Annotated in this window: 17 protein-coding genes; 13 read left to right on the top strand and 4 right to left on the bottom strand. The window is 53.9% G+C overall.

What is annotated here, in order from left to right:
• Nucleotides 1–12 precede the first annotated feature (12 nt).
• The 3 genes from ACMGGR_RS19710 to ACMGGR_RS19700 are packed head-to-tail and all read left to right on the top strand — an operon-like array spanning nt 13 to nt 1543.
• Entirely contained in the window at nt 13–393 is a 381-nt protein-coding gene (locus ACMGGR_RS19710; RefSeq protein ID WP_246761322.1) for a type II toxin-antitoxin system RelE/ParE family toxin, read from the top strand.
• A complete protein-coding gene (locus ACMGGR_RS19705; RefSeq protein ID WP_246761323.1) occupies nt 374–712 on the top strand; it encodes a helix-turn-helix domain-containing protein in 339 nt (112 codons plus the stop codon). Before ACMGGR_RS19710 ends, ACMGGR_RS19705 begins: the two co-directional genes overlap by 20 nt.
• Nucleotides 713–769: 57 nt before the next feature.
• Complete coding sequence (locus tag ACMGGR_RS19700; RefSeq protein WP_414147673.1) at nt 770–1543, top strand: AraC family transcriptional regulator; 774 nt, start codon at nt 770–772, stop codon at nt 1541–1543.
• On the opposite strand, the gene leuA is transcribed toward ACMGGR_RS19700, so the two are convergent.
• Complete coding sequence (gene leuA / locus ACMGGR_RS19695; RefSeq protein WP_414147672.1) at nt 1516–3189, bottom strand: 2-isopropylmalate synthase; 1674 nt, start codon at nt 3187–3189, stop codon at nt 1516–1518. The two genes, ACMGGR_RS19700 and leuA, sit on opposite strands and share 28 nt — an antisense overlap.
• Before the next feature lie 621 nt (nt 3190–3810).
• On the opposite strand from leuA, the gene ACMGGR_RS19690 reads away from it, so the two are divergent.
• Complete coding sequence (locus tag ACMGGR_RS19690; RefSeq protein ID WP_414147671.1) at nt 3811–5457, top strand: dihydroxyacetone kinase subunit DhaK; 1647 nt, start codon at nt 3811–3813, stop codon at nt 5455–5457.
• Nucleotides 5458–5691: 234 nt separating this feature from the next.
• Here ACMGGR_RS19690 and sbmA read toward each other — a convergent pair whose 3' ends face one another.
• On the bottom strand, nt 5692–6909 hold the full coding sequence (gene sbmA, locus ACMGGR_RS19685) for a peptide antibiotic transporter SbmA (protein WP_414147670.1): 1218 nt from the start codon (nt 6907–6909) through the stop codon (nt 5692–5694).
• Between the two features lie 380 nt (nt 6910–7289).
• On the opposite strand from sbmA, the gene ACMGGR_RS19680 reads away from it, so the two are divergent.
• The 8 genes from ACMGGR_RS19680 to yjdN all read left to right on the top strand — a co-directional run bounded on the left by ACMGGR_RS19680 (nt 7290) and on the right by yjdN (nt 18012).
• On the top strand, nt 7290–10184 hold the full coding sequence (locus ACMGGR_RS19680; protein WP_414147669.1) for an EAL domain-containing protein: 2895 nt from the start codon (nt 7290–7292) through the stop codon (nt 10182–10184).
• Nucleotides 10185–10734: 550 nt separating this feature from the next.
• Nucleotides 10735–11469, top strand: a complete 735-nt coding sequence (locus ACMGGR_RS19675) for a gluconate 2-dehydrogenase subunit 3 family protein (protein ID WP_246761329.1) — start codon at nt 10735–10737, stop codon at nt 11467–11469.
• Nucleotides 11469–13250 (top strand): GMC family oxidoreductase, encoded by a 1782-nt coding sequence (locus tag ACMGGR_RS19670; protein WP_414147668.1) that lies wholly within the window; start codon nt 11469–11471, stop codon nt 13248–13250. The genes ACMGGR_RS19675 and ACMGGR_RS19670 overlap by 1 nt, the downstream gene beginning before the upstream one ends.
• Before the next feature lie 11 nt (nt 13251–13261).
• Nucleotides 13262–14578 (top strand): c-type cytochrome, encoded by a 1317-nt coding sequence (locus ACMGGR_RS19665; RefSeq protein ID WP_414149004.1) that lies wholly within the window; start codon nt 13262–13264, stop codon nt 14576–14578.
• 360 nt (nt 14579–14938) lie between these two features.
• Nucleotides 14939–15352: a GNAT family N-acetyltransferase gene (locus ACMGGR_RS19660; RefSeq protein WP_246761332.1), complete on the top strand. Its 414-nt coding sequence runs from the start codon at nt 14939–14941 to the stop codon at nt 15350–15352.
• 12 nt (nt 15353–15364) lie between these two features.
• Nucleotides 15365–16051, top strand: a complete 687-nt coding sequence (locus ACMGGR_RS19655; RefSeq protein ID WP_414147667.1) for a helix-turn-helix transcriptional regulator — start codon at nt 15365–15367, stop codon at nt 16049–16051.
• A gap of 16 nt (nt 16052–16067) precedes the next feature.
• The gene (locus tag ACMGGR_RS19650; protein WP_414147666.1) at nt 16068–17360 is read left to right on the top strand and encodes a cytosine permease; all 1293 of its coding nucleotides are present in this window, start codon (nt 16068–16070) and stop codon (nt 17358–17360) included.
• Between the two features lie 211 nt (nt 17361–17571).
• Entirely contained in the window at nt 17572–18012 is a 441-nt protein-coding gene (yjdN, locus tag ACMGGR_RS19645; protein WP_246761335.1) for a VOC family metalloprotein YjdN, read from the top strand.
• Here the strand turns inward: yjdN and ACMGGR_RS19640 are convergent.
• On the bottom strand, nt 18002–18910 hold the full coding sequence (locus ACMGGR_RS19640; protein WP_414147665.1) for a LysR family transcriptional regulator: 909 nt from the start codon (nt 18908–18910) through the stop codon (nt 18002–18004). The genes yjdN and ACMGGR_RS19640 overlap by 11 nt on opposite strands.
• A gap of 98 nt (nt 18911–19008) precedes the next feature.
• On the opposite strand from ACMGGR_RS19640, the gene ACMGGR_RS19635 reads away from it, so the two are divergent.
• Complete coding sequence (locus ACMGGR_RS19635) at nt 19009–20076, top strand: SDR family oxidoreductase (RefSeq protein WP_414147664.1); 1068 nt, start codon at nt 19009–19011, stop codon at nt 20074–20076.
• An 82-nt stretch (nt 20077–20158) separates the two neighbouring features.
• On the opposite strand, the gene ACMGGR_RS19630 is transcribed toward ACMGGR_RS19635, so the two are convergent.
• Complete coding sequence (locus tag ACMGGR_RS19630) at nt 20159–20701, bottom strand: GNAT family N-acetyltransferase (RefSeq protein ID WP_246761337.1); 543 nt, start codon at nt 20699–20701, stop codon at nt 20159–20161.
• Between the last annotated feature and the right edge of the window lie 136 nt (nt 20702–20837).

Here is a 20837-nt window from a genome sequence, read left to right as displayed (position 1 = left end):
AAGGTACAGGAAATGATTATTCAGGGAGAGAAACCGCTGATTTGGATCGGCAGTAGTAAGAAGGATCTGCTATCACTGCCAAAGAATGTGCAGCACTTTTTTGGTTTTGCGCTGGATTTTGCCCAACGCGGTGAAAAACATCCTGGTGCTAAAGTTTTGAAGGGGTTTGGCGGCGCTGGCGTATTGGAAGTGGTTGAAGATGATACAGGAGGAACTTATCGTGCGGTCTATACCGTTAAGTTTGCTGAGGCTGTCTTTGTGCTACATGCTTTTCAGAAGAAAAGTAAGCAGGGCATCGCTACGCCAAAGGAAGATATGGAAATTATCCGAAACCGTCTCAAAGTAGCTGCTGTAGTCGCACAGGAGATAAAAAATGAAAAACAAAACCATTAACGGTATTGCCGTTGAGCACAGTTCTGGCAATGTATTTGCCGATCTTGGCCTGCGAGATGCGGACAAACTTAAAATTAAATCCGGCCTGGCGATTGAAATTATTAAGACCATGCGTTTGCTTGATTTGTCTCAGGTAGCGGCTGGAAAACGGATGGGAATAAGCCAGGCAAAAGTGTCTAATTTACTTCGGGGAGATTTTACCAATCTGTCAGAACGTAAGCTGATGGATTGCCTTAATCGCCTGGGGTGCGATATTGAGATAGTCATTAAGCCTTCCGGTTCTGAAACGGGACAGCTAAAACTGGCCGCCGCTGAATAACGTCAGTTCGCGTAAAATATGCTAACTTTTTCCGGCCCTTGCCGATCGGAAAAGTCTATGTCGACCACCTTTGTTCCTTGTTTTACCACTCGTCCGCTGGTGCCGCTGGCGCACGACTACCAGCATGGCGAAAGCGAACCGCTGCACCATCACGACTGTGCTCAGCTGCTGCATAGCCTGAGCGGTGTTATTAAGGTGACCACCGATGCGGGTAGCTGGATAGTGCCGCCGGGCCGTGGCGTCTGGCTGCCCGCCGGTGTCCGGCATGCGTTGCAGATAACAGGAAAAGTGGCGGCGCGAACGCTGTTTATCGATCCGCTGGCCCGTGCCGATCTTCCCGCCAGTTGTCAGGTGGTACAGGTCTCGCCGCTGCTGCGTGAGCTGATTGTGGCTTCGCTGGCGCTGCCGGAAAGCTATCGGCCCGCCACGCGCACCGAGCGGATTTATGAACTGATTCTGGACGAAATCCGGGTGATGAACGTGCTGCCGTTTAACCTGCCCGAGCCCGATAGCGCCCCTATACTGGCTTTGTGCCAGCGCATTCAGGCGGAACCCGCCGGGCGCTGGCTGCTGGAAAACAGCGCCGCGCAGCTGAATATCAGTAGTCGGACGCTGGCGCGGCGTTTTTATCAGGAAACCGGGCTGCAGTTCAGTGACTGGGTCAGGCGCGCCCGGCTGATGGCGGCGCTGACGCGGCTGGCAGCCGGAGATTCGGTCCTGCGCGTAGCGCTGGATATGGGCTACGAAAGCCACAGCGCCTTTAGCGCTATGTTCCGCCGTATTTTAGGCGTGTCGCCCAGCGACTATTTTCCGGAAAGAGGCAGCCAGTAAGCAACCGCGTTGAGCAAAGCCTGTAGTGAAGCTCGCGCGACGTCGCTGTTGATGCCAACGCCCCAGCTGCTGCTGCCGTCAGGCAATATGCAGCGCAGGCAGGTGGCGCTACGGCTGTCGCTGCGCTGGCCCAGGCTGTGCTCGTGATAGTCCTGAATCGACAGCGACAGGTGAAAATGTCGGCTTAGCGCCGTAGTCGCTGCGGATAACAGACCGTTGCCTTTCCCCTCAAGCTTTTGCCGTTTGCCATGATGCACAATGTCGCCCTGAAACAGCAGCTCGCCGCCTTCGCTGCGCGTAGCGTAGTCGCTCAACTGTAAAGCGGGTGAAGCCAGGCCGTACAGCTGGCGGAACAGCTGCCAGATAGCCGCCTGGGTCATTTCGCCACCTTCGCTGTCAGCCTGCTCCTGCACGTGCAGGCTAAAATGTTGTTGCAGCGCTCGCGGCAGTTGCAGACCATGATTTTGCTCAATCATCCACGCCGCGCCGCTTTTCCCTGACTGGCTGTTAACGCGGATAACCGCTTCGTAGCTACAGCCGATATCGGCCGGATCGATGGTCAGATAGGGCATTTCCCACAGCGCCGTGGCATTTTGCTGGCGTGCGGCAAAGCCTTTTTTAATCGCGTCCTGATGCGAGCCGGAAAAGGCGGTAAAGACCAGTTCGCCAGCATAGGGATGGCGCGGATGTACCGGCAGTTGATTGCACTGTTCCACCACGTCGACCACCTGTTTTATCTGGCTGAAATCCAGGCCGGGCGCAATGCCCTGGCTATAAAGATTCAGCGCCAGCGTCACCAGGTCGGCGTTGCCGGTACGTTCGCCGTTGCCAAACAGGCAGCCTTCAATACGATCCGCTCCGGCCAGCATCGCCAGTTCGGCACAGGCGATGCCGGTTCCGCGATCGTTATGCGGATGCACGCTAATACAGACCTTATCGCGCACGGAAAAATGACGGCAGAAATACTCAATCTGGTCGGCATACACGTTTGGCGTATTAACTTCCACGGTCGCGGGCAAATTGATAATCATTGGCCTGGAGGCGTCAGGTTGCCAGACAGCGGCAACGGCTTCGCAAATTTCCAGTGCAAACTCCATTTCAGTAAAACAGAAGGTTTCCGGAGAATATTCGAACGTCCATTCCGTTTCAGGATGCGCTTCACAAAGCGTTCTGATTTGCCGCGCTGCCTTGACCGCCAGCGCAACAATCTCTTCGCGGCTCTGGCAAAATACCAGCTTGCGAAACAGCGGCGCGGTGGCGTTATATAAATGCAGCGTGGCACGCTTTGCACCTTGCAATGCGCTGAAGGTTCTTTCAATGAGCTCTGTTCTGGCCTGCGTCAGCACCTGAATGGTGACATCGTCAGGGATCAGATTCTTTTCGATTAGCTCGCGGACAAAATTAAAATCAGTTTGTGAAGCGGCAGGAAATGCCACCTCAATTTCCTTAAAGCCGCACTGTAACAAAAGCTGCCAGAACGCTTTTTTACGGCCAATATCCATCGGCTCGGCCAGTGCCTGATTGCCATCGCGCAGATCGGTTGAAAGCCAGCGCGGTGCCCGGTGCAGCACGTTATCCGGCCACTGGCGGTTCGTTAATGGCTGAGGGGGAAAGGCAATATATTTTTCATTAGGGTGCAATAACATGGCAGTTCTCCTGAAGGGGGAATTGCCATTTTGTCAGGCCGGGTTGCCGCTGGCTGGCGCAAAACTGACAGCCTGTAGCGTAAAAGTGACGCCTGAAAAAAAGAGCAGGTCTTGCGACCTGCCCCGTGTAACGCCCTGGTGGTGGCGAGATGAAGCTTATTCTGCTCAGAGGGTCAAACATCGTCTGTCGGGCAAGGTTAACAGCAAACGCTTTATTACACATTGCCGCAGAACGATAACCAAAACTGTATATTAATTTGCAGTTGTACTGCAATCTCAAAAACAAACTGCCGGGCTAATTAGGATTAATGCCGGACCGTGACAATTATAAACCCTTATATATCACGGTACTAATTTGCCTTATTCAGATTTATCCGATGGTTTATTGCTACTGGTCAGATCAGTAAGGGGTAAATGCACTGGCGGGTTTTTTTTGGCCAAAATATAAAAAATTCTGTTGTTTTTGTGTCTGCAAAGGTAAAAAAATATGACAGAGCCAAAGCGCCTGTTTCATTTAAATTTCTGCCCACTATCAACTCTTTTTCCTGCGCGGCCAGCTGAATAATTCGGCTACAGTTAGTGGCTCAGGCACGTCTTTTTCATCCGGGAGAGCGAAGTTTTATGAGTCAGTTTTTTATGCATCAGAAAAGCGATGTGGTCAGCGAAGCCATTGAAGGTACGCTGATCGCTAACCCTTATCACACCCTCAGCCTGCTTGATGCCGGGCCGGATATTCGGGTGGTGGTACGTAACGACTGGGATAAAAAGGAAGTCGCGCTGATTTCCGGCGGCGGCTCCGGCCATGAACCGGCGCACGTGGGCTTCGTCGGCAAAGGGATGCTTACCGCCGCCGTCTGCGGCGATATTTTTGCTTCGCCGAGCGTGGAGGCGGTGCTCAGCGCCATTATTAACGTTACGGGTGAAAAAGGCTGCCTGCTGATCGTTAAAAACTATACCGGCGACCGATTAAACTTCGGCCTGGCGGCAGAAAAAGCCAAAAAGCTTGGCTTTAAGGTCGAGCTGGTGATGGTCACGGACGATATCGCGCTGCCGGACAACCCTCAGCCGCGTGGCATAGCGGGAACGGCGCTGGTGCATAAAGTTGCCGGACACGCTGCCGCCAGCGGTAAATCGCTGGAAGAGGTCGCCGCCATCGCCAGTGAAGCGATAGCCGCCACGGCCAGCATCGGTCTGGCCTTCAGCAGCTGCCACGTACCCGGAGAAAAACGGGACGAGCGCGTTAAAGAAGGGCAAAGCGAGCTGGGCATGGGCATTCACGGCGAGCCTGGCGTCACCACGCTAAAAACGCAGGACAGTCGTGAAATCGTTTCTCTGATGGTGGAAAAACTGGCTGAGCATAACCCGCACAAGCAAAAGGTTGCGCTGTTAATCAACAACCTTGGCGGCTTCTCCGCGCTGGAGATGGCCGTGCTGACGCGTGAGGTTTTACACTCTTCGTTGAAGGAAAACGTTGAGTTACTGATTGGGCCAGCCACGCTGGTAAGCGCGCTGGATATGAAGGGCTTTTCGCTTTCCACGCTGCGGCTGACCGACGAGCTGACACAGGCCCTCTTGTCGCCGGTAGAGGCGAGCGGCTGGCAGCCAGCGCTGAAGGTACAGGCGAGCAAATCAGTTAAGGGCAAGAGGGCCGAGCGCCAACAAACATTTAAACCGTCGGAAAATGCCCAGGCGGCCGCCGTGGTGGCCTGCATCTGCGGCACGCTGATTGAGCTGGAAAACGAGCTTAATCAGCTGGATGCCAAAGTCGGCGACGGCGATACCGGGTCAACTTTTGCCGCCGGGGCGAAAAAAATTCTGCAGGAGCTGGAGGCGAAAAAGCTGCCGCTAAACGAAACGGAAAGCCTGTTAACGCTAATCGGCGAAGAGCTGGCAATAGTGATGGGCGGCTCCAGCGGCGTGCTGATGTCGATTATGTTCACCTCTGCCGGGCAGAAGCTGGAAGAGGGCGAGAAGCTGGCCGCAGCGCTGAGCTATGGCCTGGAGCGCATGCAGCATTACGGCGGCGCGCGGCCTGGCGATCGCACTATGATTGATGCGCTCGACCCCGCTTTCAGCGAGCTGGCGGCCGGAAAAAGCCTCAATGATGCAGCCGCAGCGGCCAAAGAGGGCGCGGAAAAAACGGCGCAGATGGGTAAAGCAAATGCGGGGCGCTCTTCCTATCTGAATCAGGAGAGCCTGAACGGCGTGAAAGATCCGGGCGCTTACGCGGTTGAACAGGTTTTTGCCCGGCTGGCCGCACAGCGTTAAAAGCCTGTTGTTGTGAAAGCTGGCAGAGAAGGCATTCTGCCAGCCGTTAACGGCAGGCTTTTCAGAACGCTATTTCCAGCCGTTAACGGCAGGCTATTCAGAACGCTATTTCCAGCCGTTAACGGCAGGCTTTGCAGAACGCTATTTCCAGCCGCTAACGGCAGGCTATTCAAAATGCTATGTCCAGCCGTTTACGGCTGGCTTTTCAAAACGCCAGCCGCATTATCCGTCGATTCAGACCGCCTCTTCCGTTGTCGACTCGCTGTCCAGCACCTGTTCAAACAACCGCAGGCGTTTATAAATGGAAAGCAAATCTACCAGCGTCGTCCAGGAGTAAACCAGATACTGGAAAGCGCCACGTACCTGCTCAAAAACGTTATTGATCTGCTGAAGCAGGCCAAAGGTAATCGCCGCGCTAACGATAGAGGGGAACAGGATCACCAGGCCAAACACCACATCAAGCTGCAAATAGAGGGAACGGGCAATATTAAAATAGAGATAGTGGAAATAGAGCCGAAAATAATTTTTGCGGATCAGACCAAACAGATTCTGCACCGTCGGCGGCGTAGCGCGCGCGGCGTCGTCCTCGCCATAGACCAGCTCCTTACGATAGGCTGCTTCCACGCGCTGATTGCGAAACGACAGGCCCGGCAATTTAATGCCCACCACAGCCAGCAAGCCGGTGCCGAGCAGCGACCAGACCACCACCGCAATAACCAGCGCATAAGGCAGGTTGCCCAATAGCGGAACATCCTTTACGTGAACGGATAGCCCAACCAGCACCGGCAAAAAGGCGATAAGCGTCATTACGGCATTAATCAGGCTAACCCCCATGTCTTCCAGCGTAGAGGCAAAGCGCATAGTGTCTTCCTGCACGCGCTGCGCGGCTCCTTCAATCCCTCGTAGCCGCGACCAGTGCGCCATATAGTACTGGTTCATGGCCGTGCGCCAGCGGAAAACGTAGTGGCTGATAAAAAACATATTCAGCACATCGAGCAGTACGGCAATCAGCGCAATACTGAGGAAACCGCCAAGCTGCTGGTAAAGCGTGGCGATTTGCACCGTATTGGGATGGGTTAATGCACGCTGAATCAGATCGTAAAATGGTTCATACCAGGCGTTGATAGCCACGTTCATCTGCACGGAAAACCAGGTCACAAAGATAATCAGCGCGGTTCCGGCTACCGACCAGCGCTGCCACGGATGTGGACTGAACCAGCGCCAGAATCCGGCAAACAGCGCAAAGGCCGCCAGATAATAAAGGTAAAAAGCGATTTCCGAGGGGGCGATAAAACGCAGCGCGTTATTGGGTAAAGGCGCGGCATGCGCGAATAACGAAAAATGAGAAAACCAGCTTTTGCCGCCTTCAAACCACAGCAAAACAGCAAAAAGACACCAGATGGCGGCGCTGCTAAAGAACAGTGCGGGCCGGGGAAAAAAGGATTTAAACATAGCGACTCCAGAACGGTTACGTCCTCTTATAGCCCGACTGGATGTTAATGGTCTTGCTGAGATTGTATCCGCAGGTGTCGGTTTGTCTGATTTAGTAATAAAACAGCGGCTAAGGTTGGTTATGTATGACATCCGCCAGCCGTCCCGGCACAATACCCACTTAAGTTCTGTTTATCGGTTCGGCAAAATAAACCCTGAATATTATTTAAACGAGGCCGATAATCGGATAAGCGCCTTCAGGAGCTTTGGTTTTCCCGATCCGGTGACAGGCAACAGCGGCACGGGATAAGAAGGCGCGCTTCTACCGGCAGGGCTGTCTGTACAGGCTTATCGACAGGCCGGAGCCTTCTTTGGGACACTGTTCCCCAGGCGGAAAAATAATGAATAACAATGATGATGTAATGTACCGGCTGCTGGTGCAAAGCGTAGCGGGTTACGCCATTTATATGCTGACACCTGACGGAACCGTGGCTAACTGGAATACCGGTGCCGAACGGGCAAAAGGCTACGTGGCGCAAGAGATTGTCGGCAAAAATTTTAGCTGCTTTTACAGCGAGGAAGAGCAAGACAAAGGTGTGCCACAGCGCAACCTTGCCAGTGCCCGCAAAATCGGCCGTTATGAAACGGAAGGCTGGCGCTATCGTAAAGACGGCAGCGCGTTTTGGGCACACGTGGTTATCGACGCTATTGTCGATAACGGCGAACTGATTGGCTTCGCTAAAATTACCCGCGACTGTACCGAACAGCAGGCCCAGCTTGCCGAACAGCGCGCGCAGGAACAGAAATTCCGGCTGCTGGTCGAAGGCGTGACCGATTACGCCATCTACATGCTCGACCAGGATGGCTACGTAGTGAACTGGAACGAAGGCGCGCGGCGCTCCAAAGGCTACACGGCCGAGGAAATCGTCGGCAAACACTTCTCCTGTTTCTACAGCACGCAGGACAGGCTGGCGAAACTGCCGGAAACCAATCTGAAAACCGCCTATCGCACCGGTCGCTTTGAAGAGCAGGGCTGGCGCTATCGCAAAGACGGCACTTCCTTCTGGGCGCACGTGGTGATTGATGCTGTTTATGACGATGACGGCAAGCTAATTGGCTATGCCAAAATTACCCGCGACTGTACCGAACAACAGCGCACGCTGCGCGAACAGCGCGAAAGAGAACAGGTTTTCCGGCTACTGGTAGAAGGCGTAACCGATTACGCTATCTACATGCTCGATCCCAAAGGGCATGTTGTTAACTGGAACGCCGGAGCGCATCGCGCCAAAGGCTATACCGCTGATGAAATCGTCGGCAAACACTTCTCCTGTTTCTATAGCGCCCAGGATCGGCTGGCCTGCTTACCGGATAACAACCTCTCTATTGCCAAAACCGTTGGGCGCTTCGAAGACCAGGGCTGGCGCTATCGTAAAGACGGCAGCGCTTTTTGGGGACATGTGGTGATTGAGGCAATTTATAATGACGAAGGCAATCTGCTGGGCTTCGCCAAAATTACCCGTGACTGCACCGAACTGCGCGAATATGAGCAGCAAATTTTGCGGGCGAAAGATCTGGCCGAGCAGAACAGCGCGCGCATGGCTTCGCTGTCGAAATTTCTGGACACCATCATCGCTAATATTCCTTCGTGCGTGATAGTAGAAGACGTGGTGTCGCGTGAAGTCCTGCTGCTGAACAGCAAAGCGGAACAGCTGCTGGGCGTCAAGACCAAAGAGATTACCGGCAAAAAGCTGGACAGCTTTATGCCTTCGGAACTGAGCAGCTATTTTTCTCAGCTGGCAACCGCCGCGCAGCGTAACGAAGGCCTGCATAAAAACGAGCAGCTGCTGCGAACCCGTGGCGGCGAGCGAATTATTAACGCTTCGGCCTCCATCATTAACGGTAACGACGCGCGTAACAGCTACGTGCTGCTGATTGCTGACGACGTGACCGATCAGCGTGCGGCGGATGCGCGTATTCATCATATGGCGCATCACGACAATCTCACCAGCCTGCCAAACCGCGTACTGTTTAGCCAGCGGCTAAATGAAGCGCTGCGTAAGGATTTTGACGCCGGCAAACAGACGGCGGCGCTTTGCCTGGATCTGGATAATTTTAAAAATGTGAATGACGCGCTGGGCCATCAGGTTGGCGACGATCTGCTGCGCGCCGTTGCCAGCCGTCTGCGTAGCGTACTGCGCGAGCAGGATACGCTGGCGCGTAACGGCGGCGATGAGTTTTCCATCGTGCTGCCGGGCCTGACGCAGGTGGAAGAGGCCGAGGCGGTAGCGAGCCGGCTGATTGACGCGATCCGTCCCATTTTCAACGTGGACGGACATAATCTGACCGTAGGGCTGAGCATTGGTATCTCTCTGGCGTCGGCTGGCCTGACCACGCCGGACGAGCTGCTGCGCTGCGCCGATATGGCGCTGTATGAAGCCAAGCGCAACGGGCGCAATCGTTTTGAACACTTCTCCAGCGAAATGGGCGAGGCCGCCAGCAAACGGCGCATGATTGAAAACGATCTGCGTGAAGCGATGACCCATCGGCATCTTAAGCTTTATTATCAGCCGATTACCGATGGCGAAGGCCAGAAAATTATCAGCTATGAGGCGCTGATGCGCTGGCATCACCCCCGCCAGGGTTTGATTATGCCGCTGGACTTTATTCCCGTGGCGGAAGAGACCGGGCTGATCCATTCACTCGGCGCGTTTGCACTGCACGAAGCCTGTCGCGAAGCGGTGAAATGGCCGGAAGATCAGAGCGTGGCGGTCAACCTGTCGCCGCTCCAGTTTAAAAACAGCTCGCTGGTGTCGGTGGTCGAAGCGGCGTTAACAGATTCCGGGCTGGCACCTTACCGGCTGGAAGTGGAAATAACCGAATCGGTCTTGCTGGATAACACGCTGGTCAATATACGCATTCTGCAAAAGCTGAAGAAGCTGGGTGTGCGTATCGCGCTGGATGATTTCGGCACCGGCTACTCTTCACTCAGCTATTTACGCTCTTTTCCGTTTGATAAAATCAAAATCGATAAGTCGTTTATTAACGATATGAAAGATAGCCGTGAGGCGCTGGCAATAATTCGCGCCATTACCGGCATGAGCCGCAGCCTGGATATTCAAATTACGGCGGAAGGCGTAGAAAACAGTGAGCAGTTTGAACAGCTGAAAATAGAGGGCTGTACGCTGTTCCAGGGCTACTATTTTGGCCGCCCACAGCCGTCGGAAACGCGCCTGAAGCTGTTCAACTCAACGGAGAAGCTGGCAGGAGAAAACCACTCCTTTTTCTCACATAAGTAAATGATAATTAATAAAATTATCAACACCAGCAGGCGGGAAAAGAATGCCGCCTGCTGGTGTTTACCCCATTCAGCCGTATACACTCTTCCTTTCCGTACATGGTTAAAATCCGCACGCCACGCCACGCCACGCCACGCCACGCCATGTCACGCCATGTCACGCCAGGTCAGGTCAGGTCAGGTCACGCCAGGCCAGGCCAGGCAAGGCCAGGTCAGAAGCAAGCCAGGTCAGAAGCACGTCAGGTCAGAGGCAAGCAAAGCCAGAAGCACGCCACGCCAGAAGCCAGGCCTTACGCCGCCTGCATAAATTGTTTTTCAGCACTGTGGATAAGCGATTCTCAGTGCGTCCTGAATGTTAATAAAATTGTGCGATTTTGTTTATTTGATCTAAATTTTTGCAGCTATACCTGTTAAAATGCACGTTTTGTTACCGGTAACATTGATGCAAATCACGCCAGCCCTCGATTTTTATAAAAAAACAGGTTAACGGGGCATAAATCGCAAATTCTTATTAGCTGTTGTACCAGGCAATTTTTGATAAAGGCAATGACATGTCGGAAGAAACCATCAGAAACTCCCGCCGGGATTTTCTGCTAAAAACTATTACGCTCGCGCCCGCTGTCGCCATCGGCAGTACCGGCCTTGGCGCTTTAACTGCACCTACACCCGCCGCCGCCGCGCCTGAACCCGCAGGCCCGCAAAAGGCACGGGACTATCAGCCCACCTGGTTCACGCCGGAAGAATACGCTTTGGTAAAAGCGGCCGTGGCGCGCCTGATCCCCGCTGACGATCGCGGCCCTGGCGCACTGGAAGCTGGTGTGCCGGAATATATCGATCGCCAGATGAATACGCCGTACGCCACGGGCGCAAACTGGTATATGCAGGGTCCTTTTCACCCGGATGCGGATAAAGAGCTGGGGTACCAGTATCCGCTAATCCCGCGCGATATCTATCGCCTGGGCCTGGCCGACGCGGATGCCTTTGCGAAAGCGCAGCATGGCAAAGTGTTTGCTGAGCTAAACCACGACCAGCAGGATGCGCTGCTACAGGCGTTTGAAGCCGGGAAAGCGGAGTTTAAACAGGTGCCGGCGAAGGTTTTCTTCTCTTTCCTGTTACAAAATACTCGCGAAGGCTTCTTCAGCGATCCGATTCACGGCGGCAATCAGGGCATGGTCGGCTGGAAGCTGATTGGCTTCCCTGGTGCACGCGCCGATTTTATGGACTGGGTTGAACGTGGCGAGCGCTATCCGTTTCCTCCGGTATCAATTCGTGGGGAAAGAGCGTAATGGCAAACCAGATGAAAAAAGTAGATGCGGTGATCGTCGGCTTCGGCTGGGCGGGATCGATTATGGCGAAAGAGCTGACCGAAGCGGGTTTAAACGTGGTAGCGCTGGAGCGCGGCCCGCATCGTGATACCTATCCTGACGGTGCCTATCCGCAGGTGATTGACGAGCTCACCTATAACATCCGTAAAAAGCTGTTCCAGGATCTGTCCAAAAGCACCGTGACCATTCGCCATAATTCGGCGCAAACCGCGCAGCCTTATCGCCAGCTTGCCGCGTTTTTACCCGGCACCGGCACCGGTGGCGCTGGTCTGCACTGGTCTGGCGTGCATTTCCGCGTCGACCCGATTGAGCTACGCATGCGCAGCCATTATGAAGAGCGCTACGGTAAAAAGTTTATTCCGGAAGGCATGACCATCCAGGATTTCGGCATCACCTATGACGAGCTGGAACCGTTCTTTGATAAGGCGGAAAAAGTGTTCGGCACCTCCGGTTCCGAATGGAGCGTCAAAGGCAAAGTTATCGGTCAGGGCAAAGGCAACCCTTTTGCGCCCGATCGTTCCGATAAGTTCCCGCTGCCGGCACAGAAGCGGACTTTCTCTGCGCAGCTGTTTGCACAGGCGGCGCAATCTATCGGTTTGCATCCTTACGATCTGCCGTCTGCTAACACCTCCGGCCCGTACACCAACACCTATGGTGCGCAAATGGGGCCGTGTAATTTCTGCGGCTATTGCAGCGGCTACGCCTGCTACATGTATTCCAAAGCGTCACCGAACGTCAACGTGCTGCCGTCGCTGCGTCAGGAAGCTAAGTTTGAACTGCGCGAAAACGCTAACGTGCTGCGCGTTAATCTGACCGATGACAAGAAGCGCGCGACCGGCGTAACCTATGTTGATGCGCTGGGCCGTCAGATTGAGCAGCCAGCCGACCTGGTGATCCTGTCCGCCTTCCAGTTCCATAACGTGCACCTGATGCTGCTTTCCGGTATCGGTAAGCCTTACGACCCGGTGACTAACGAAGGTACCGTAGGCCGTAACTTCGCCTACCAGAACATCTCTACGATCAAAGCCTTCTTTGATAAAGACGTGTTTACCAATAACTTTATTGGTGCTGGCGGCGCGGGCGTGGGCGTCGATGACTTTAACGCCGACAACTTTGACCACGGGAAATACGGTTTTGTCGGTGGCTCACCAATGTGGGTAAACCAGGCGGGCGTTAAGCCGATTTCAGGCCTGCCAACGCCTCCGGGCACGCCGACCTGGGGCAGCCAATGGAAAGCATCGGTGGCTGATCACTATACGCATCACGTCTCTATGGATGCGCACGGCGCGCACCAGTCCTATCGCAATAACTATCTGGATCTGGATCCGAACTACAAGGATGCTTTCGGCCAGCCGCTGCTGCGTATGACTTTTGACTGGCAGGAAAACGACATCAAGATGTCGCAGTTTATGCATGGACAGATGCACAAAATCGCTGAGGCAATGAATCCGAAGCTGATCAGCGGCGCGCCGAAAATGCCGGGCACGCATTTCGACACCACCGTTTATCAGACGACGCATATGAACGGCGGCGCGATCATGGGCGAAGATCCGAAAACCAGCGCGATTAACCGCTATCTGCAAAGCTGGGATGTGCCTAACGTGTTTGTTCCGGGCGCTTCCGCCTTCCCGCAGGGGCTGGGCTACAACCCAACCGGCATGGTGGCGGCGCTGACCTATTGGTCAGCCAAAGCGATTCGTGAACAGTACCTGAAGAACCCGGGTCCGTTGGTGCAGGCTTAAGGATAACCATGATGAAAATGCTGATCCCGGCTTTGCTGCTGGGTATGACAACTTTTGCCGCTGCGGCGGCAGAAGACAATAGTGCCGATCTGATTAAGCGCGGCGAATATCTGGCGCGCGCCGGTGACTGCGTAGCCTGCCACACGAAAATGGGCGGAGAAACTTTTGCTGGCGGCCTGTCGATGGCGACGCCGATTGGCAATATCTATTCGACCAATATTACGCCGGACAAGAAAACCGGCATCGGCGACTACACCTATGACGACTTTCAAAAAGCGGTACGTCACGGCATAGCGAAGAATGGCGATACGCTCTATCCGGCGATGCCTTATCCTTCTTACGCCGTCGTCAGCGATGAAGATATGCATGCGCTGTACGCCTACTTTATGCACGGCGTAAAACCGGTTGAGGCCGCTAACCATAAAAGCGATATTCCGTGGCCGCTGTCGATGCGCTGGCCGTTATCGATCTGGCGCGGCCTGTTTGCACCGGATGTAAAAGCTTTCCAGCCGATGAAAGGCCAGGATGCGGTGCTGGCTCGCGGTCAATATCTGGTGGAAGGACTGGGGCACTGCGGCGCATGCCACACGCCACGCAGCTTTACCATGCAGGAAAAAGCGCTTAACGACAGCGAAGGCAGCAGCTATCTTTCCGGCAGCGCTACTCCCATTGACGGCTTTACCGCTAACAATCTGCGCGGCGATAACCGGGATGGGCTGGGTCGCTGGAGCGAAGATGAGCTGACGCAGTTTCTGCGCTACGGCCGCAATGACCATACCGCTGTGTTTGGCGGCATGACTGAAGTGGTGCAGCATAGCCTGCAACATTTGAGCGATGAAGATATCACTGCTATTGCGCACTATCTGAAATCGCTGGGGGCAAAAGATCCAAACCAGGTTGGCTTCACGCCGGATGATACGGTGGCGAAAGCGCTGTGGAAAGGCGATGACAGCAAGGCTGGCGCGGCGCTCTATGTCGACAGCTGCGGAGCCTGCCACCGAACGGACGGCAAGGGCTATAAGCGCGCCTTCCCGCAGCTCAGCGGTAATGCCGTCGTGCTGGCTGAGGATCCGACCTCGCTTATCCACATTGTTCTGAGTGGAGCAACGCTGCCAGGCGTGAAGGGCGCACCTTCTGCTATTACCATGCCCGCTTTCGGCTGGCGGTTGAACGACCAGCAGGTTGCCGATGTGGTGAACTTTATTCGTACCAGCTGGGGCAATACGGCGAAAAACCAGGTCAGCGCCAGCGACGTGGCGAAAGTGCGTAAAAACGATGCTGAGCAGCAGGGTAGCGTGGATATTGAGAAGCTGACCGAGGTGAAATAACCTTTACAGGCAGCTAAGCACGCTAAAATGTTAAACGGCCGGTTTCCCGGCCGTTTTTTTATGTGATTAAAACTAATTTTTAAAATGCTTTCCTTATGGGAAAGTGACGCAGTGAAAGTTTGTTTGTGTATAGCTTATAAACATCGGTTATTTTTACAGTATCAATTTTTAATTACGCAAGGGAATAGTTCCCGGGTGTTGGCATTAAGCTAAAAGTAAAGCAAAGGCAGTATCGTAGTAGTTATGACATTATAGTAAGCAATAACTCGCTATTTATTATACCGTATAAACCCCTCTTGAATTATTCTTTGCAAAGTGTTATCTGACACGGCTTACTATTAATTAATATCTGGAGTAAGAATGAAAATTGTTGTCACGGATAAGCCATCGGTTCAGGATGAAGAGTTTGTTATTGCTGGTCTATGGAAACACAACAGCCAGTTCGATGAAGTCGATATTAAGCCGCTTTTTCTTACGCTGCGCGATGAGCAAAACCATATTCTCGGCGGCCTGGTCGCCAGAACCTGGTGGCAAGGTTTAGAAGTACAGTATCTGTGGGTGGGTGAAGCCGCGCGCGGCCTGGGGAAAGGGCGGGAACTCATGCTCAAAGCAGAAGAAGTAGCAAAAGAGCGCGGCTGTCAGATGGCCTATGTAGATACGTTCGATTTCCAGGCCCGAGGCTTTTACGAGAAGCTGGGCTACAGCGTCTACGGCAGCCTTGGGGGGTATCTGGGCAAGCACACGCGGTTTTATTTGCACAAGTCGTTCTCATAAAAGGGAAAAGGTATGCCGCAGGCCAGCGAGAAATACAGACATTTTAATAGCTTCATCGCCACGATGGAGCATCTGAATGAGCCGTGGGGCATCAAAGACCTTGATTCAAGACATATCTATATGAACAAGGCCGCCTTTTTATATACCAGTACGCCTTCTTCTTTTGCTGTTGAAGGCGCGTTCGACCATGAGTTTCCGGCCAGCTGGGCAGAGTGCGCGGAAGATTTACAGGAACACGATCGCCGGACGGAAGAGAGCCAGCAAAGGGTAGCGGTCATTGAAACGCATTACTGGTACGGCAGAGAAACCCTTTCGCCTTTTATCAGTGAAAAACTGCCGGTATTTGACGAACGCGGAAACTGTATTGGCACGGTCTGGAGCGCCAAACCGCTGGACACGCTGACGCCATTAAAGTTTATTAATCAGAAAAAGCCTGGGGTGCTGACAACCGTTACGGATAATAAATCATTTACTAAATCCGAGCTGGATATTATCTTTCTGATGCTGCAACGCTATACGGCGAAAGAGATCGCTAATATTTATAACGCCAGCGTCAAAACCATTGAAAACCGGGTTTATACGATATATCAAAAAGCCGATGTGCATTCCCTGAAGCAGTTTGAAGAATATTGTATCGCTCATAACCTGGAAAACTATATCCCTGTCCGTCTTATTAAGAAAGGGATTCACTTTATTTAATACGGAATAGCCAACCATGCAAATCAACGATTTTCCGCTTGAGCGCGTGCCGGAAAGCAGTCGAGTCTCTTTTTTTAGCGTCGCTATTGTGCATATGGGCATGCTGACCGCGCTCGACCAGTTTATGCTGGGTGCCGTACTGGGCGACAGCATGACCTTGTCGGCGGCGCTAACCGCGATTCTGGTGGGCAGCTTATTGTTTGGCCTGATTACCTTTGGGTTTGGCTATATCGGCATGAAAGAGGGGCTGTCAGGCAGCCTGCTGGCACGCTGGTGCGGGTTTGGCCGTACGGGGTCAGCGCTGATTGGCGTCGTGGTGGCAATTAGCCTGCTGGGCTGGTTCGGCATTCAGAACGCCATCTTTGCTAAATCTTTAAGTACGGCGTTTTCCAGCGTTCTGAGCTTTCAAACGGCAGCAACGATTTCCGGCTTGTTTCTGACGACGCTAGTGGCTTTTGGTTTTAAAGCGCTGCGCTTTACGGCACGGATAGCGGTGCCGGTATTTGTTGCGCTGATCGCCTGGATATCCTGGCAGACGCTCGCCACCGATCACGTACACGCGCTGGCGGTTGTCACGCCGGGTAAAGAAATGCTGTCGGTCAATGCAGGCATTACGCTGGTGGTGGGCGGCGCTATCCTTGCCAGCCTGATGACGCCGGATCTCACGCGCTATTCCAGAAAGGGTAGCCATGTTTTTGGCGTGACGCTGGCAACGATTATCCTGGGCGAATTTATTATTAACGGGCTGGCCATTTTTATCGCCCGTAAACTGAATACCGGCGATGTGATGTCGATTATCACGCTGGCCTCCGGCACGGCAGGCCTGTTTGCGGTGATTTTCTCTACGCTCAGGGTTAACGATCTCAACCTTTACTCGTCGGCGCTGGGCATTATCAACGCGGTGGAAAGCCTGAGCGGCATAAAGCTAAAGTATCGTCACGTAACGCTGCTGCTCGGCGTGCTCGGCACCACGCTGTCGGTGCTGGGCATTCTGGATCACTTTGTGGATTTCCTGAACCTGCTGGGGGTAATCGTGCCGCCAGCGCTGGGCGTGATGCTGACGGAGTACTTTTGGCTGAAGAAGTACAGCCTGCCGTTACGGCTTGACCGACACGATGGCCGCCTGCCGGAAGAAACTATTTTTACCGGCTGGCCAGCTATTATCGCCACGCTACTGGGCGGCTATGTCGGGCTGAATGTGTTGTGGGGCGTTTCTACCATCAACTCTTTTATCGTGGCCTGCGTCGGTTATGTGGTGCTGGAAACGCTGGCGGAAAAGGTTATTTTTCGTCGGACAAAAAAGGCCTGAGGCGGCGCGCAGGCTGCAAAATCTGACCTGGTTATAACGTCATCTCGCCAGCAGAAAGCTTAAACGCCCTGACGATGTTACTGCATCCTCAGGGCGTATTTTATTGCACTATCTGCCTTAATCTTTCCAAAAAAATCAACAAGTATCATTCGCCTGCTACACTTTCCTCGATGTTTGTTTTTCAACTTCAACCTCAAATCAGGGAGATGTTATGCAACTTTCGCCTTATTTGTACTTTTCAGGAAACTGTGAAGAGGCTATCGCTTTTTACCTGCAGGCAACGGGTGGACGGCTGAGCGTTAAAATGACCTGGGGCGACGTGTCTGCTGAGAAAAAACAGCAGCCGCAGAAGCAGAACAGCCCGAGCGCAGAACAGCCTGCCGACGATAAGATTATGCACGCGCTGTTGCATATCGGCGATGGCGAACTGCAGATGAGCGACAGCGTCGAAGCGGTTAACTACAGCGGCTTTGCCGTCAGCCTTTCCAGTGACGATCCTGCTGAAGGCAAGCGCTGGTTCGATAACCTGGCCGCCGGTGGCAAGGTGACGCTGGCGTGGGAAGAAACCTTCTGGGCAGCCGGTTTTGGTACGTTAATCGACAAATTTGGCGTGCCGTGGCGCATCAACGTCAATAAACCGTCTACGGACTGATTTTTAGTTCTGCCAGCGCAGTCAGCAGCGCGTCAACTTTTGGCATCAGCTGCTTTCTGCGCGGCCAGACCACATACAGCGGCAGGCCATCTACCGCCAGTTCTGGCAGAATCGGTACCAGCGCGCCGCTGGCCAGCGCTTTGTCTAACAGCCAGGTTGCCATCTGCGCCACGCCCAGCCCGGCCACCACGGCGGAGACCTGGGCTTCACCTTCCCCCAGCGCCATACGGTAGGACATTGTTCTGGTTACGGTGCGTCCGTCCGGCGAAACGATATGCCACGGACCGGTACTGCCGTCCACGCGATCATAAACAATAGCGCGTCTTTCGGTCAGCTCCTGTAAGGAGGCTGGCGTCCCGTGCTGCCGTAGGTAGTCAGGCGACGCGCAGAAGATTAGCCGCTCATTGCCCAAAAAGCGAAAGCCCAGCGAGGGCGGAAAGTTTGTAGATCCGCCAATGCGTATAGCGATATCAACCCCTTCCTCGAACAGATCGACAAAGCGATCGGAAAACGCCAGGCTGATTTGCATCTCCGGATTTTGCAGGCAAAACTGGTTGATTAAAGGCATCACCTGCAGGCGGCCAAACGTATTGGGTACGGCAATACGCAGTCGGCCAACGGGAATGGAGCGCTGTGCGGCCAGTACCGATTCCGCTTCCGCCAGCTCGCCAAGCACGCGGGTGCAGGTTTCATAAAATGCCTGTCCGGCATCGGTCAGCGCCAGGCGGCGCGTAGTACGCTCGAACAGCCGTGACCCCAGTCGTTCTTCAAGCCTCGCCACGCTCTTACTGATGGCTGAACTGGTCAGATGAAGATACTCGGCAGCGGCGGTTAAGCTCCCGTGCTCCACGCTGGCAACAAAAGGGGCAATGTCTTTCAGGCGATCGCGGTTAGCCATGATTGATGACTCATTTTCTTAAATAGTATGAATTTATACCTGAGATGAGATTTTAATTCTCTATTAAGCTTAGTGTCAGGTCTTATCAGGAGAGAATTATGCAACAACGTGCATTGATTGTTGGCGTCAGCGGCGTCATTGGTAGCGCGCTGGCAGAAAAGCTGCTTGGCGATGGCTGGGAAGTTTATGGTCTTTCTCGTGGACGGACTGCCGTACCGGCAGGCTGCACGTCGCTGACGGCCGATTTGACCGACAGCGAATCTGCTAAAAAAGCGCTGGCGGATATTAAGGTCGATAAAGTTTTTTTCAGCGTCTGGGCGCGCCAGGCAAATGAGAAAGAGAATATTCGCGTCAACGGTGCGATGGTGCGTAACGTGATTGAAGCGCTGGGCGATACGCTAAAAGGCGGCCATGTAGCGCTGGTCACCGGTCTGAAGCATTACCTTGGCCCGTTTGACGCCTATGGTAAAGGCGCGGTGCCGATGACGCCGTTCCGTGAAGAGCAGGGCCGTCAGCCGGTCGATAATTTCTACTATGCCCAGGAAGACGAAGTCTTCGCCGGGGCCGAAAAATATGGCTTCAGCTGGAGCGTACACCGTCCGCATACCATTATCGGCTTTGCGACCGGCAACGCGATGAATATGGGCCAGACGCTGGCCGTTTACGCCAGCCTGTGCAAACAGACCGGCCAGCCGTTTATCTTCCCTGGTTCCAAAACCCAGTGGGAAGGCGTTACGGATATGACCAGCGCAAGCGTGCTGGCGCAGCAGCTGGAGTGGGCAGCCACTACGCCCGCGGCGCAAAACGAAGACTATAACGTCGTGAACGGCGATGTGTTCCGCTGGAAGTGGATGTGGGGCGAAATCGCCAACTACTTCGGTATCGAAGCGGCACCTTTCCCTGGCGAAATGCAGCCGCTGGAAGGGCGAATGGATGCGGCGGCGGAGCAGTGGCAGGCTATAGCGCAGCAGTTCAACCTTAAAGAAGCCGATGTCAGCAAGCTGGCGTCCTGGTGGCATACCGACGCCGACCTTGGCCGCCCGATGGAGGTTATCACCGACATCAGCAAAAGCCGCAAGGCGGGCTTTACCGGCTATCAATGCACCCGCGATGCTTTTATCGCGCTGTTCGATAAGCTGAAGGCGGAACGCCTGATTCCGGCCTGATTAAGCGGCTCGAACTGCTGACCAGGCGGTCACGGCTGTTTGCAGACGATGCCGCGCAAAACGCGCGGCATAATTTACCTCGTCAGGCCGTCAAAGGCTGCTTTACGCCTTGTTTGATTGCCGGGCTTTCTTCCCGCAACATGCCATAAATCGCGCAGTCCCAGCGTTCGTCGCCAACCGCCACGCATCGTCTTTGCACGCCTTCCCGCATAAAACCCAGCTTCTCATAAGTTCTTATCGCCGCAGCGTTGAAGGTGTAAACGCGCAGTTCAATACGCTCAATGGCTTCCTGTCTGAAAGCGGTAGCGATAAGCTGTTGCAGCATTTTTTCTGCCAGCCCTTTTCCTCGCATCGCCGGATTCACCACCACGCGGCACACGCATGCCAGATGGTTATCCCAGTCAAACCCCAGCTGTGCCACAACCGCCAACTCTTCGTTAATCCGACCGGAGAAAGTCAGCAGGCGAGCGGGCTGCTGCTGGCCGGAATCCAGCAGCGTGGCAAGAAAAGTGTCGTCCAGCGGCCAGGCAACGCCAGGACCGGCCCACTGCGTAACGTCTGCCTGTGAGGAAAACCAGCCGCTTAAGGTAAAGCGGTCTTCGGCGGTGAAAAAGGCGATCTGCATAAAACTCTCCGCTTGCGGTAAAAAAGTGGGTGGCAGAGAAATGAGATTAGTTCATTCGTCAGCGGCTGACACCGTTGCTGGCTAAGCATTGTTATTCTGCATCGGGCATGGTTTTTTGTTTGAACTGTCGATTACC

Origin of the sequence: Erwinia sp. BNK-24-b, assembly GCF_047456155.1 — a bacterium.
In the GTDB taxonomy this organism is placed as follows: Bacteria; Pseudomonadota; Gammaproteobacteria; order Enterobacterales; family Enterobacteriaceae; genus Erwinia; species Erwinia phyllosphaerae.
Note: the sequence above shows the minus strand (reverse complement) of the source record. Positions and strands in the feature narration are given on the sequence as shown.